14 protein-coding genes are annotated in these 12,436 nt (G+C 68.4%); 6 read left to right on the top strand and 8 right to left on the bottom strand.

The window, feature by feature from the left end; all coding sequences use genetic code 11:
• The first annotated feature begins 22 nt into the window (after window positions 1-22).
• The 3 genes from ACQPWU_RS39000 (at window position 23) to ACQPWU_RS38990 (ending at window position 2,737) form a co-directional block, all read left to right on the top strand.
• Complete coding sequence (locus ACQPWU_RS39000) at window positions 23-436, top strand: ArsR/SmtB family transcription factor (RefSeq protein WP_433430646.1); 414 nt, start codon at window positions 23-25, stop codon at window positions 434-436.
• Window positions 436-1,329 (top strand): cation diffusion facilitator family transporter, encoded by an 894-nt coding sequence (locus ACQPWU_RS38995; RefSeq protein ID WP_433430643.1) that lies wholly within the window; start codon window positions 436-438, stop codon window positions 1,327-1,329. Before ACQPWU_RS39000 ends, ACQPWU_RS38995 begins: the two co-directional genes overlap by 1 nt.
• Window positions 1,330-1,525: 196 nt before the next feature.
• Window positions 1,526-2,737: a hypothetical protein gene (locus tag ACQPWU_RS38990; RefSeq protein ID WP_433430641.1), complete on the top strand. Its 1,212-nt coding sequence runs from the start codon at window positions 1,526-1,528 to the stop codon at window positions 2,735-2,737.
• Between the two features lie 27 nt (window positions 2,738-2,764).
• Here ACQPWU_RS38990 and ACQPWU_RS38985 read toward each other — a convergent pair whose 3' ends face one another.
• The 4 genes from ACQPWU_RS38985 to ACQPWU_RS38970 form a co-directional block, all read right to left on the bottom strand.
• Window positions 2,765-3,220 (bottom strand): MerR family transcriptional regulator, encoded by a 456-nt coding sequence (locus ACQPWU_RS38985; RefSeq protein ID WP_433430638.1) that lies wholly within the window; start codon window positions 3,218-3,220, stop codon window positions 2,765-2,767.
• Window positions 3,201-3,515: a C40 family peptidase gene (locus tag ACQPWU_RS38980; RefSeq protein WP_433445397.1), complete on the bottom strand. Its 315-nt coding sequence runs from the start codon at window positions 3,513-3,515 to the stop codon at window positions 3,201-3,203. Before ACQPWU_RS38980 ends, ACQPWU_RS38985 begins: the two co-directional genes overlap by 20 nt.
• The gene (locus ACQPWU_RS38975; RefSeq protein ID WP_433430635.1) at window positions 3,512-4,189 is read right to left on the bottom strand and encodes a coiled-coil domain-containing protein; all 678 of its coding nucleotides are present in this window, start codon (window positions 4,187-4,189) and stop codon (window positions 3,512-3,514) included. Before ACQPWU_RS38975 ends, ACQPWU_RS38980 begins: the two co-directional genes overlap by 4 nt.
• A gap of 234 nt (window positions 4,190-4,423) precedes the next feature.
• The gene (locus tag ACQPWU_RS38970) at window positions 4,424-5,065 is read right to left on the bottom strand and encodes a class I SAM-dependent methyltransferase (RefSeq protein WP_433430633.1); all 642 of its coding nucleotides are present in this window, start codon (window positions 5,063-5,065) and stop codon (window positions 4,424-4,426) included.
• Between the two features lie 63 nt (window positions 5,066-5,128).
• Here ACQPWU_RS38970 and ACQPWU_RS38965 point away from each other — a divergent pair, with 63 nt between their 5' ends.
• The gene (locus tag ACQPWU_RS38965; RefSeq protein ID WP_433430630.1) at window positions 5,129-5,767 is read left to right on the top strand and encodes a TetR/AcrR family transcriptional regulator; all 639 of its coding nucleotides are present in this window, start codon (window positions 5,129-5,131) and stop codon (window positions 5,765-5,767) included.
• Window positions 5,768-5,831: 64 nt separating this feature from the next.
• On the opposite strand, the gene ACQPWU_RS38960 is transcribed toward ACQPWU_RS38965, so the two are convergent.
• On the bottom strand, window positions 5,832-6,647 hold the full coding sequence (locus ACQPWU_RS38960) for a M56 family metallopeptidase (protein ID WP_433430628.1): 816 nt from the start codon (window positions 6,645-6,647) through the stop codon (window positions 5,832-5,834).
• Here ACQPWU_RS38960 and ACQPWU_RS38955 point away from each other — a divergent pair.
• The gene (locus tag ACQPWU_RS38955) at window positions 6,646-6,771 is read left to right on the top strand and encodes a hypothetical protein (RefSeq protein WP_433430625.1); all 126 of its coding nucleotides are present in this window, start codon (window positions 6,646-6,648) and stop codon (window positions 6,769-6,771) included. The genes ACQPWU_RS38960 and ACQPWU_RS38955 overlap by 2 nt on opposite strands.
• 43 nt (window positions 6,772-6,814) lie before the next feature.
• On the opposite strand, the gene ACQPWU_RS38950 is transcribed toward ACQPWU_RS38955, so the two are convergent.
• On the bottom strand, window positions 6,815-8,284 hold the full coding sequence (locus ACQPWU_RS38950; RefSeq protein WP_433430623.1) for an LCP family protein: 1,470 nt from the start codon (window positions 8,282-8,284) through the stop codon (window positions 6,815-6,817).
• Between the two features lie 365 nt (window positions 8,285-8,649).
• Here ACQPWU_RS38950 and ACQPWU_RS38945 point away from each other — a divergent pair, with 365 nt between their 5' ends.
• A complete protein-coding gene (locus ACQPWU_RS38945) occupies window positions 8,650-9,096 on the top strand; it encodes an SRPBCC domain-containing protein (protein WP_433430621.1) in 447 nt (148 codons plus the stop codon).
• A gap of 266 nt (window positions 9,097-9,362) precedes the next feature.
• Here ACQPWU_RS38945 and ACQPWU_RS38940 read toward each other — a convergent pair whose 3' ends face one another.
• Together ACQPWU_RS38940 and ACQPWU_RS38935 are read right to left on the bottom strand one after the other, a co-directional pair.
• Complete coding sequence (locus ACQPWU_RS38940) at window positions 9,363-10,388, bottom strand: M36 family metallopeptidase (protein WP_433430620.1); 1,026 nt, start codon at window positions 10,386-10,388, stop codon at window positions 9,363-9,365.
• Window positions 10,389-10,682: 294 nt separating this feature from the next.
• Window positions 10,683-12,359, bottom strand: coding sequence for an ABC transporter family substrate-binding protein (locus ACQPWU_RS38935; protein WP_433430618.1), 1,677 nt, complete (start codon window positions 12,357-12,359; stop codon window positions 10,683-10,685).
• Between the last annotated feature and the right edge of the window lie 77 nt (window positions 12,360-12,436).

Genomic DNA, 12,436 nt, shown 5'->3' with positions numbered 1-12,436 from the left:
GCAACGCCCTAATCTTGTTCATATGAATGAGTCTTCAGATGAGCGCGTGTTGGCGATGGACGGATGTGCTGCCAAGGTAGTGGACGCCGACCGGGTGGCCGCCGTGTGCGGGCGGATGCCGGCCGCCGAGGACCTCACCGACACCGCGGACATCTTCGGACTGCTGTCAGACCCGAACCGGCTGCGCCTGCTGGTCGCCCTGCTGGACGGCGAATTGTGCGTGTGCGACCTGGCCGCGGTGACCGGTCAGAGCGAATCGGCCGTCTCCCACGCCCTGCGGTTGCTGCGCGCCCACCGCATCGTCGCCGCGCGCCGCTCCGGCCGGATGGCCTACTACCGCCTGGAAGACCCGCACGTACGGATGCTGCTCGACCTGGCGCTCGCCCACACCGAGCACACCGACGCCATTCATCCCGAACGCGACGGGGACACTTGATGGGCGCAGGACACGGACACGCGGGAAGCCGGCATCGGTGGCGCCTGGCGGTCTCCTTCGCCCTGATCGGCGCCTACTTCGTCGTCGAGCTGGCCTACGGGCTGATCTCCGGCTCGCTGGCGCTGATGTCCGACGCCGGCCACATGGCCGCCGACGTCGTCACCCTCGGCGCGGCCCTGGTGGCGACCAGGATCGCCACCCGGCCGGACACCACCGGACGCCGCAGCTACGGCTCCTACCGAGCCGAGGTGTTCGCGTCCCTGCTGGCCGTGGTGCTGATGCTGGGCGTCGCCCTGTACGTGGTCATCGGGGCCGTCGGCCGCATCGGCGCGCCCGCCGAGGTCTCCTCCGGCCCGATGCTCGTCGTGGGCGCCATCGGCCTGGTCGTGAACGTCGTGGCCCTGTTGCTGCTGCGCTCGGGCGCGAGCGAGAGCCTCAACGTCAAGGGCGCCTACCTGGAAGTCGTGGCCGACACGGCCGGATCCGTGGGCGTCATCGTCGCGGGCTGGCTGGTCTCCGCCACCGGCCGGACGTTCTGGGACACGGTCATCGCCCTGGCCATCGGCGTGTTCGTCGCCGTCCGCGCGATCTCGCTCGGCCGGCAAGTGTTCGCCGTGCTCGGCCAGCACGTACCCGAAGGCATGGACGCCACCGCGGTCGCGCAGGACCTGGCCGCGATCGACGGCGTACGCGACGTGCACGACCTGCACCTTTGGACCCTCACCTCCGGCATGAACGTCGCCACCGCCCACCTCGTCACCACCGACCAGAACGACAACCACTCCGTGCTGGACCAGGCCCGCGACCTGCTCCGCCGGCGCCACGGCGTCGCCCACGCCACCCTGCAGGTGGAGCCCGCCGATCACGAGGGCTGCGACGAGGTCGGCTGGTGAACTCACACGGACCCCGGACTGGAGGCTCCGCTCTCGTGGAAGGCGCCGGTCGGTCAGCCCGTCCCAGCAGCGCCGCGGTCCAGAACGACCTTTGACGTTCGTTGGTCATGTTCACAAGTCGTGATCGAAATGTTCCGACGTGGGCCTCATGTCCGCCCGTACGCTACGACGGACGGGGCACAACGGGGAGGTATGCATGTCGTTCATGACGCGGATGGCGGCGGCGTTCAAGGGGGAAGTCCGGGCCGACGAGCTCGAGGCCTATCGCCGAGCAGGCGGGTTCGTCTACACCGAGCTGGAGCAGGCGGAGGCGCTGCGCTCCCGGTTAGCCGCCGAGGGGGTGAACCTGTGGCATGGCCCGCAGGCCGCGGCCGGGCAACTGCTGTGCACGTGGAACGCGTTCGTTCTGCAAGCCATCGGAGAGCACCTGCTCGACGCGGACTACGCCGCCGACCCGAGCACCGTCGGCTACGTACCGCAGGTCACCGCTCTGCAAGTCGACGCCTGCTTCGCCCAGGTCGAGAACTGGGTGTCGCGGGCGCGCCAGGCCGCGGGAAACTCCCGTTACCTGGTGGAGAATGAACTGCTGCTCCCCGCCGACCTGCCCGAATGGGCAGAGGCCAGCTCGTGCCCGCTGCCGCACCTGCACGGCATGCTCGCCGCCTCACGCGCTATCCGCAGGCACGCCGAGGTCGCGCTCGGCGTCTTCGAACAGACCGTCGCCGACGCCGACAAGCACCGCCACGCGCTGGAACGGCTGCGCCAACTGGCCGCCGAGGCGGCGACGGCCGCCGACTACGCCGAGGGCCTTCTCGACACCCACCCGGCGCCGCGCATGCACGAGGCCATCGAGCAGCGCCTGCAGCGAGCTCTGGAGATCTACTATCACCTCGGCCAGCTCATCGCGATGCCCGGCTTGATCGCCGGCTACAAGGGACCAGCTGTACGGCAGGCCGTCCCGCCCGCCAACCTGAGGGTTGCCGACGCCCGCAACTTCGACCCGTGGTGCCTGACCGACCCGCAGAAGCGGAGCTTCTGGCAGGCCGACCCACGGGCACACCAGGCGATCAAGGAGATGTGGGACTACGACCCGGCCCCCGCCATCACCTTGCGTATCCAGGCCGAGATCGATGCCGCCCGGCAGTACGGCGCGATCACCTTTGCCACCGATGCCCAGGGTAAACCGTTCGGGAGCTACTACTGCTGCCCCTTCTCTGCGATCTACCTGGTGCGCCGCCCGGTCGTCATCGCCGGCCGCGCGCTGCGGGCGATGCAGCAGTTCACGCTGGAGGTGTCGGCCGAGGACGTGCCGAAGGGCGGCCCGTTCAAGCGAGAGATCATCGTCGCCAACTTCAGGCCGACGAACAAGGTCGACTACTGCGACCCGGACGGCCTGCACGGCGACTGACCCCGCGTGACACCCCCCTTGAGCAGGCTACGGCGTGAGCCCGATCCGTTCGCTGGCCATGGCCCGGAAGCGTGCGCAGGTGGTGAAGTCGGTGTGGTCGCACGCGAGTGCGCAGTCGAGGAGTTCCAGCGATGCCTGCGTTTCGGCGATGCGTCGTACCAGGTCGGCGCGGTGGCGTTGGATGATGGACCGGCGCGTGACCGGATCCGCTGTGGCGATCATCTCGCGGATGTCGTCCAGGCCGAAACCGGCCTCCTTCGCTCTCAAGATCACCGCGACCCGGTAGAGGTCGTCCGGCCCGTAGCGCCGCCGTCCCGCCTCGACGCGAGTGGGGGAGAGGAGCCCCATCGACTCCCAATGGCGCAGGACGTGGGTGGCGAGGCCGAACCGTTCTGCGACGTGGCCGATGCTCATGGATGCGTCGATGGTATTTGACTTCATGTCGACATTAAGTCGCATGCTGTCAGACATGTCGAACAACATCGCCCCTGAAGCAGACGTCGCCGCCATGATCGCGCTGCTGGACGCCTCCGAAGGCGTCCCTGGTGCCGCAGAGTTGCGTACGCGTTCCTACGAGTTGCTGGATCTGGCGCCGGGTGCCGGCGACCATCTTGCCGTTGCCGGCGTACATGCCCATGTGTCCGAGACCCTTGCTGAAGAGCAGGTCGCCCGGCTCCAGCTGGTCCAGCGGCACGCGGCGGTCGGATCCCCAGCCCCACTGGGTCCAGGTGGTGCGGGGTAGCTCGACGCCCGCACGGCGCCAGGCGGCCTGGGTCAGGCCGGAACAGTCGTACGAGCCCGGCCCGGTGCCGCCGTACGGGCGTTGCCGGAGGCCGGGCCGGTGTACACGATGCCCGGGCTGTTGGGGTCTCCGGTGTTGAACGCGCCCAGTCTGCGCAGGAGCTTGGTCTGTTCCTTGACCAGCTTGTCGACCTTCGCCTTCTCGCCGCGTACCTTGTCGCGCGCGGTCTCGGCCTCGGCCAGGAGGCGCTTGGCCTCGTTGCGGCGATCGCGGAGCTCTTTGGTGGCCGCGTCATAGGCCCGGATCTTCGCCGCCCTCGCCTCGGCGATCTGCTGGAGGGAGGCCATGTTGCCCAGCAGCGTTTGCGGGTCGCTCTGGCCGATGAGTCTTCCCCAGAGGGGGAAGGGGCCCGCCTGGTAGTCGTTGACCGCCGCTGTGACGAGATCCTGACGAAGGGCGTCGGCTCGGGCGTCCTTGCGGCCGAGCTCGGCGTTGAGGGCGCTGTACTTCTCCTTGGCGCTCTTGTACGTTTCGGTGGCCTGGTTGTACCGCTCGACCAGCCGGTCGGCCTGCTCGTTGAGTTTCACCAGCTTGGCTCTGGCCTTTGCGGGCGACGGCTCGGCGAAGGCGGCGCCCGGGGTGGCGCCCGATGCGACCACTGCCAGGGCTCCGGCCGCTGCTGTTCGCCCCAGCCACGTCGGCACGGTCACTACGATGCCTCCTCGTAAATCTTCCAATATGGGACGAAATAGTACTGAAGTGGGAAGACTTCTTGGGAGTTCGTAAACAACTGCACCGCTGAGGGATCTTCGTACTATCCGGCGTAGCTGACAGTTGCGCCGTCGCATGTCGTCGCCAGGGCGTTCAGCGGTGCGCCCCGGCTCTCTGGGAGAGCCGGGGCGATGACCTCTGCCTGCAGGATCCGCAACAACACGTTCGTCCGCTCATCGGCGGTGCAGCGTGAACCAGTACGTCGGGAAGGGGTTGGTGCCGGGGGTGACGTCGGTGAGTTCCCAGCCGGTGAAGCGGGTGCGGAGTTCCTCGGCGGTGACGCCGGTGAAGCCGTCGTCGAAGACATCCGGGCCGTAGCCGAACATCAGCAGCCGGGCGCCGGGGGCAGCCCGGGTCGTGACGCCCGCGGCGTACGCGTCGCGGCGGTGCGTGGGAATGCCGCAGTAGCAGCTCAGGTCGAAGAACAGGCTGAAGTCCTCGCCGAGGGCGAGTTCGCCCAGCCGGGTGACGTCGCCGCGCAGCAGCAGAGGTCGTACGTCCGCGGCGTCGGCCTTGTCCTTGGCACGCCGGATGGCACGGCCGATGAGGTCGACCCCGACGACGTCCCAGCCGTTGCGCGCGAGGTAGATGGCGTTGGTGCCGGTGCCGCAGCCGAGGTCGAGCGCGCGCCCGGGAGGCAATGCGTGCGGCCCCTCGACCGTGTCGACGAGCTCGGGAGCCGGGATGCCGCTGTCCCACGGCGGCTTGCCGGACAGGTAGTAGGCCTGCAGCGTTCGCTTGACAGCGAGCTCACGGCTGCGTTCGGACCGCCTGCCCAGGCTGCTGAGCCGCCATGTCATCCGCGCCAGCTTCATCTGATCCTCCGGAAGTTTTTAGAGCTGATCTCTAGATACTAACTCTAGATATAGGCTTGAGCCGTGAGCACTGTCAAGCGGCTGGATAAGCGAACGGAACGATCCCGGCAGACCCGCGCGAAGATCGTCGCGGCGGCGCGGGAGCTGTTCCTCGAGCATGGATATGGGGCCACGAGCCTCCAGGACGTGGCGGACCGGGCCGGCGTCGCCGTGCAGACGATCTACTTCGTCTTCCACAACAAGCGCGCGCTGCTGAAGGAGCTGGTCGACACCACCATTGCCGGTGACGACGAGCCGGTCGCCACCATGGACCGTCCCTGGTTCCGCGAGGCGTGCGCGGCGGCGACCGCTACGGACCAGCTACGCCGGCACGTGCACGGCACCCGGCTGATCCTCGATCGGGTGGCCTCCATCACGAAGCTCCTCGAGACCGCCGCCGCCAACGATCCCGAGATCGCCACGATGTGGCCCACCGAGGAGGATCCGCGCTTCACGGTGCACTCCACCGCCGCGCAGGCCCTGATCGCCAAGCCCGGCGCCCGTCCCGGGGTGTCCGCGTCGATGGCGTCCGACCTGCTGTACTGCCTGCTCAGCCCTGACCTGTACCTCACCTTCGTCCGCGACCGCGGCTGGCCACCGGCGAAGTGGGAAGCCTGGGCCTACGAAACCCTGCACAGCCAACTGTGCGAGGGCGCGGACTGAGCCGGCTTCCGCGGCGCCCGCTGCCCGGCACTCCACGCCCCCTACTATGGCTCTTCGTAGAAGGTCAGAGGGGGAGGAAGGAGTGGCAGTGGTGGGCGAGGAACGCGCCCACGCCCGGGGCCGCGGCCAGGGTGGCGGGGCCGGCGAGCAGCGCCGTCACGGCGAGAACTCCCGCAAGGCGTTCGCGCCGGTCGAGCGGTGCCTGCGGGTGCAACATGCGGCGGACGCGGGTGAGTGCCGTCTCGCCGCCCGCGCCCAGCGCGAAGGCGGGCACGCGGCCTGTGGCGAGCCGTACCAGGGCAGCGGCGATGTGGAGGCGTGAGTGGCGACGTGCTGCCACGTCGTCGGCCAGCAGTTCGACCAAGCGGGCGATCTCGGCTCGTGCCTGGCCGAACAGAGGGATGCGGGGAAACGCTCGCGCCAGCGTCTCGGTACCGGCCAGCACCAGGTGATGGCGGCCGCGCAGGTGTGCCTGCTCATGGGCCAGCACGGCGGCCACCTGCTCCGGCGCGAGCGAACGCAGCGCGCCGGTGGTGATGACCGCGTGGCCGTTGTGTCCGGGCAGGCAGTACGCCAGGCGTTCCTCGTAGTCGACCACGACCGCGTCGAGGTCGCGGTCGCGCCGGCCCAGCAGGGTGAGCGCCTCGCCGTGCCGTCGTCGTTCGCGGCGGGCGCCCAGCAGGACGGCTCCACCGGTGTAGGCCAGCCGTGCCACCAGGAGACCACCGATGGCGAGGCCGACGCGGGTGGTGGTCGCGTTCAGTGTGGCTCTTCCGTGGCCCAGCATGGCGGCGCAGGCCTCGAACAGCCAGGCAACCACCACGCTGGCGGGCACGGCCACGGCGAAGGCCGACAGCAGCGCCGAGACGACCGCCGACATGCTGGCCGCCTGCCACAGGGCGATCGCGAGCTCGAACTCGCAGGCCAAGGAACTGGCCAGGGCCATCGGGACCACTCAGCAGACCGAGGTGACGCAACTGCAGAAGATCCTCGACCGGCTCTGATGTCAATACCGCCCGGGCGCGATCGGCGCCCGGGCGGTCCTGGCTAGGCTCCCTTCTTGCCGGGCACGCATGACGAGTCCAGCGTGTCCAGCCGGCCGGCTTGTTGTCGGCGCTGACGCGGCGAGGGCGTGGCGGTAGCCGTACTGGCCGGAGAAGGGGTGGCGGCTTCGGCGCGGGCCACCTGGCCCGAGCCGCGGGAGCGTGCGATGGCAGCGCTCGCCGCCTTGCGGATGCGTGGATAGTCCGGATAGGCCGGGTTGAAGGCGGGTGGAACGAAGTTCAGCTTGGACACGCGGGCGGACTTGACCTGCTGAGCGAGCGGGACCAGGTCCTGCAGCAGGTCACGCGGGATGTCGGTGCGGAAGGTCTGCTTGGCCGCGGCGGCCAGGGCGTTGAACTTCAGCAGCACGTTGCTCGGGTTGAGCTGCTTGAGCATGGCGCTCATCACGCACTGCTGGCGGCGCATCCGGGTGTGGTTGTCGGCGCCCGCGCAGGTGCTGCCCGGATGGTCGCGGGCCCTGCCGTACCAGAGGGCCTGGGTGCCGTTGAGGGTGCGGGTGCCGGCCTTGACCACGCCGCCGTCGGTACGGCCCACGCCGTAGCAGATGTCCTGCTCGACATGGATGGTGACGCCGCCGAGAGCGTCGATCAGATGCGCCACGCCCCACATGTTGACGAGCATGTAATAGTCGATCTTGAGGCCGAGGATCTGGCCGAGTGCGCCCTTGACCGCGTCCGGGGCACGGGTGGGGGAGTGGCCGGCGACCTCGGGGTGCATGTCGGCGTAGGCCCAGATGCCGTTGATCAGGTCGGCGGAGCCGCGGCCCTGGCCTGGTGGCAGCCAGAAGTTCTTCGGCGGCGGGAAGCGCTTGGCCAGCGCGGAGCCCGGCGGAAACGGCGCGTTCTCCAGCTCGCGGGGCAGCGCGAAGACCACCGAGTCGCCCGTGTGGACGTCGATGCTGACCACGTTGATGCTGTCGGTGCGGATGCTGACGCCCTTGCGCGAGCTCGCGCCGTCGCCGCCCAGCAGCGCGATGTTGAGCCGATCGCGTCCTCGCCACGGATCCTTGTGATCGATCGGCTGAGAGGGCGAGGACTGGAAGACGGTGCCGAGCGCGTCGTCGGAGGTGCGGGCGGTCGTGGCAACCAGTCCGAACGGCAGCGTCACGGCCACCGTCAGCACGCCCGCGACCGCGCCCGTACCGAGCTGACCCCACTGGCCGAGCCTGCCCGGGCGCAGCACGACGTAGGAGCTGATCACGACCGCGGCCCAGCCCAGCCCTGCCACCACGCACAGGCCTATGACCACGGCCAGCCAGGTCGGGTCGATGAGCAGACCAGCCAGTGCCTCGCCGTTGACCAGCGCGACCATGACACCGATCAGCAGCACCCCGAAGATCCCCACCATGATCAGCCCGGTACGTTTGCGCCCGGCGCGCAAATGCGCGGCACCCGGCACCACGATCGACGCAAGCGTCCAGCCGATCACGGATGGAGCAGTCCACCTGCGCATCCGACCTCCCCCGAGGGCCACATCTGCCCCATCGCGCAAGAAATTTAGCAAATCGGCCGCGCTGAACCCCCGCTTTTAGATCAAGCTCCGCCGCTAGTTGTCCGGGCTCGAAGATCGGCATCTGTTCGAGGTGGAGGCAGGGCAGGGCCGCGGTCGGTCGGCTCCCGACAACGAGCCGATCAAGCCGACAGGCCGTGGCCCTTGCCGCCGCCGTAGACGTGGCGCAGTTGGCGCCGCAGTCGATCGTGCGTCACCGTGTGGGGTCCGTCTTGCCGGCACCAATGTCTTCAGACGCGGCAGCAGCTTGAGGTTGTCGTATTGCAGGCCTGTCTGATCGTCTTCCCGGTAAAGGAGAGGGGTTGGAGATGACCGAGTTGACCTTCGACTGTTACATCGGCGCCGACGCGGAGCGGGTGTGGGACGTTCTGACCGATCCCGGCCTGATTCCTCTTTACCGGTTCGGCCACACCTTCGATTGCGACTGGGAGGCGGACTCGCCCCTCGTGTCGCGCTTCCCCGACGGGCGTCCGGGGATCGAGGGGAAAGTGCTGGAGAGCCGCAAGCGCGAACGGCTGGTCCACACGTGGCAAGAGACCGGCATGCCGAGTGCCAACGGCGGACGCGCATCGCTGGTCACCTACGCGCTGACCACGATGGGTGACGTCACCCACCTGAGGATCACCCATGACGACCTCGATCCGGATGGGATGACCATCGGCATCGTCGGCAGGGCCTGGCCGTTGATCATCTCAGGGTTGAAGACCCTGATCGAGACGGGCAAGCCCCTGCCCATCCCGGCCCCGGGCTCGTAGGACGCCACGGCGACCAGGCCCAACGGATCTCCTTGCGGGCAACGACCCTTGGCCATCCGCGCCAGGATGGTGACATCGCGCCCTCCGGCGATCAGGGCCTCCATCATCGCGCGATCGGACTGGCCGTGGATACCGGTGAGCACCGTCCCGATCTTGATCTGGGCGTCCTCGAGAAGCTTTTCGGCGCGCCGCACCTCGCGCACCCGGTCTTGGACCAGGGCGCGCCGATAGCTCCTCAGGTCGCGCAACTGCCGGATCGGCTCGGGTCAGAGGATGCCGCGGGAGGAGAACACGGCGCGTACGACCGCCGCGGCGGACGCCCCGCCATGCCGCTCGGCGGAGGCGACGGTCGCCTCGGCGGCAGCGCGGAACGTGGTGTCCTTGGCGAAGTCGAACTGCGCGTCGATGATGATCGTCCCGGCCTGCCTGTCGCCCAGCTTGGCACGGATCTCGTAGAGCGCCGCCGACCAGATCTCGCCGTCCGCGTGCACCTCGCCGACCAGGTCCTCGGGGTAGTGCTTGATGCCGTCGAGACGGCGCAGGCAGTGCGGGGCGGCGGCGGTGTAGGAGACGGAGTCCCAGTCCGCGACGCAGGCTTCCGGGGTCTTCGTGGGCAGGCCCGCCTTCCAGCTGGTCACCGCGACGGCGAGGTAGTCGCCGAACGCCTCGCCGATCGCGCCCGACTCCAGGGTGGTGCCGAATCCGGTGACCTGCCCGTCCTGCACCGAGTGCCCGTACTCGTGGACGATCACCTCGGCGTCCTCGCCGTCGTCCACGCCGCCCTTGCCGAGGGTGATGTTGGCCTTGTCGTCCCGGAAGAAGGAGTTGTCGCCGCCGTACTGGTTGATCCGCAGCTCGATCTGGCGCTGGTTGACCGGACGCAGCCGCGAGCCGAAGCCGAGCGCCTGGATGTACTGCTGCGCGGTGGTCACCCAGTAGTAGCCCATCACCTGCTCGAACTGGTCGCTGTCGCGGTGCCAGGCGGGGAAGGCGCCGTTGCCGGCCTGGGCCGCCTTGCCGGTCTCGCTCTTGACTCGGACGTAGCGACCGGTGAGCGTCCCGGAGCCGTCGAGGTCGGTGAGGGTGACCGAGCGGTAGGCGGTGGCCAGGGCGGAGCTGTCGCGGTCCTTGTCGTCGGTGAGGGTCTCGTCTCCGGTGCTCTGGACGGGGTTCGGGAAGAACACGGTGGCGGTGGGATCGCCGGCCGCCCGCGCGGTGCCGGGTACGGCGAGCGCGGCCAGAGTGGCGACGGCGAGACATGCGACACGGACGCGGCGGTGGGGGGTGTTCACGGGTGCTGCTCCTCTGCGCGGGGGACGATCATCGCAATCTAGCTGTATGACCACTTTTCCGCCATATGTCCATGACGGGCGCCAAACCGCACGGCGGCGCCGCCCTCCTGGGCAAGCTGAAGCCAGGCGTGGATGACGCCAGCCGTGGCGGCTCGGTCTGGAGAGCCGTGAAGTCGGCACACCTGAGCTTGGAACCGGAGTTGGAGCGGGTGCAGGTGGCCGAGCAATGGCGACACAGGCGGGCGACGCCCCCTCGCTGCCGTCGCCGACAGGCTGTCGACGCGCGGGTGAGATCTACTTCATCCAGCCGGCCTTGTTGAAGTCGTCGGAGGACAGGCCTCCGGCGCCGAAGTTGGCCAGGCCCTTACGTACCGCGAGGATCTGCGGGCGCTGGTAGAGCGCGATCGAGTGACCGAGCGACCAGACGAGTGCGTCGGCCTGGTTGTACAGCTTGACGGCTTCGGCCCTGTCGGTGGTGACCTGGGCCTTCTTCAGCAGCTCCACCAGTTCGGGGGAGCTGACCCGGCCGTAGTTCTGGAAGACGTTGTCGCCGTCGGGGGCCTGGAACTGTGCGTAAGCCTCCGACAGGTAGATCTGGTCCACGTTGCGGAAGGAGACAAGGTCGAAGTTGCCGCGGTTGACGTACTTCTCGAAGTAGTCGTTGCCGGGCACCTTGTCGATCGTGAGCTGGATGCCCACCTGGCCGAGCATCTGCTGGATCAGCGTGGCCTGGTCGAGCTGCTGCTGGGTGGCGTCGGCCGAGATGACGAACGACAGCTTGAACGGCTGGCCGTCCTTGGTGCGCGGGTTGCCATCGGCCCATCCGGCGTCCGTGAGTAGCTTCTTCGCGCCCTCGACGTCGAGCTTGCCCCATTCGCTGGAGGTGTCCTGGTAGCCCTCCTGGTTCGGCATGAAGAAGTGGTTGCCGACGGGCTTGGGATCGACGGGCAGGCCCTTCAGCGAGACCGTGGCGATGGCCTGCCGGTCGATGGCCTTCTCAACCGCGTTGCGGACCTTCTGATCGGCCAGCGGGCCGCGGCCGCCGTTCAGGAGGACGATGACCTCGTCCCAGCGGGCGCCGACGCGGATGTCGGTGGTGGGGTCGCTCTTGACCCGCTCGTAGGCCTCAGTACGGACGGCGCTGGTGTAATCGATCTCCTTGTTGAGGTAGGCGTCGAGTTGGGCGGCCGGGTCAAGGGCGCGGAAGACGATCGTGTCGAGCTTGGGCGGGGTGCCCCACCAGCTGGAGTCGCGCACCGCGGTGATCGTCTGCGCCGTCTTGTCGTAGGTGCCGATCTTCCATGCGGCGCTGGTGATCGGCACCTTCTCGATCCAGTGCTTGTTGAACTTCTCGGGAGTGTCGTATTCGGCCGCGGGGAAGAGCACCTTGAACAGCGACTGCCAGTCGGCGAACGGCTGCGCGAACGTCACCCTCACCTCTGCGGTGCCGGCCCCCTGCTCCACCTTGCTGACCAGTTCGTAACCGGCCGAGCTGGCGATCAGGTAGCGCTTGTCCTTGCCGTTGAGGGCCTTCCACTGCGCCTCGAAGTCCTTGTACGACAGCGGCTCGCCGTCGGACCACTTGGCCTTCGGGTTCAGCTTGTAGGTGATGACCTGCGGGGAGGTCGAGGTCACCTCGGCTGAGATCAGGTAGTCGGGGTTGGCGTGCGGCACGCCCTTGGCGTCGTTCAGAAAGAGCGTGGGCTCCACCAGCGAGGTGATCGCCTGCGCGTCACCCTGCGTACCGTCCACCTGGTTGCTGTTGTACTGCGTGATCCACTGCTGGATCGCCATGCGCAGGGCTCCGCCGTCCTTCAGCTTGTCCGGCGGCTGCGGGTTGACCCCGGAGGCGTCGGCCGCGAGCGGTGTGGTGCCGGGGGCCGCGGACGATGTGGCGGGGTTCTGTCCACCCGCGCAGGCGGAAACCGCCAGGGCGAGTGCGGCGACCATGACGGGCAGCTTTGTTCTCAACGGAAACTCCTATTTCCTAAAAAAACTACCTGAACTGTAGGATAAGCACCCCCTAACGTGCCACTGGGAGGATCTTC

The sequence above is a fragment of the Nonomuraea sp. CA-141351 genome (assembly GCF_050944675.1).
Lineage (GTDB): Bacteria > Actinomycetota > Actinomycetes > Streptosporangiales > Streptosporangiaceae > Nonomuraea.
The sequence above is the reverse complement of the archived record's forward strand: the minus strand, read 5'-3'. Positions and strand labels throughout refer to the sequence as shown.

Coding starts and splice junctions, on each gene's coding strand:
- ACQPWU_RS39000 (WP_433430646.1), top strand. CDS start 23: ATGAATGAGTCTTCAGATGAGCGCGTGTTGGCGATGGACGGATGTGCT.
- ACQPWU_RS38955 (WP_433430625.1), top strand. CDS start 6,646: ATGCTGGCCGCCTGCCACAGGGCGATCGCGAGCTCGAACTCGCAGGCC.
- ACQPWU_RS38995 (WP_433430643.1), top strand. CDS start 436: ATGGGCGCAGGACACGGACACGCGGGAAGCCGGCATCGGTGGCGCCTG.
- ACQPWU_RS38960 (WP_433430628.1), bottom strand. CDS start 6,647: ATGTCGGCGGTCGTCTCGGCGCTGCTGTCGGCCTTCGCCGTGGCCGTG.
- ACQPWU_RS38990 (WP_433430641.1), top strand. CDS start 1,526: ATGTCGTTCATGACGCGGATGGCGGCGGCGTTCAAGGGGGAAGTCCGG.
- ACQPWU_RS38945 (WP_433430621.1), top strand. CDS start 8,650: ATGACCGAGTTGACCTTCGACTGTTACATCGGCGCCGACGCGGAGCGG.
- ACQPWU_RS38950 (WP_433430623.1), bottom strand. CDS start 8,284: ATGCGCAGGTGGACTGCTCCATCCGTGATCGGCTGGACGCTTGCGTCG.
- ACQPWU_RS38970 (WP_433430633.1), bottom strand. CDS start 5,065: ATGAAGCTGGCGCGGATGACATGGCGGCTCAGCAGCCTGGGCAGGCGG.
- ACQPWU_RS38985 (WP_433430638.1), bottom strand. CDS start 3,220: ATGTTGTTCGACATGTCTGACAGCATGCGACTTAATGTCGACATGAAG.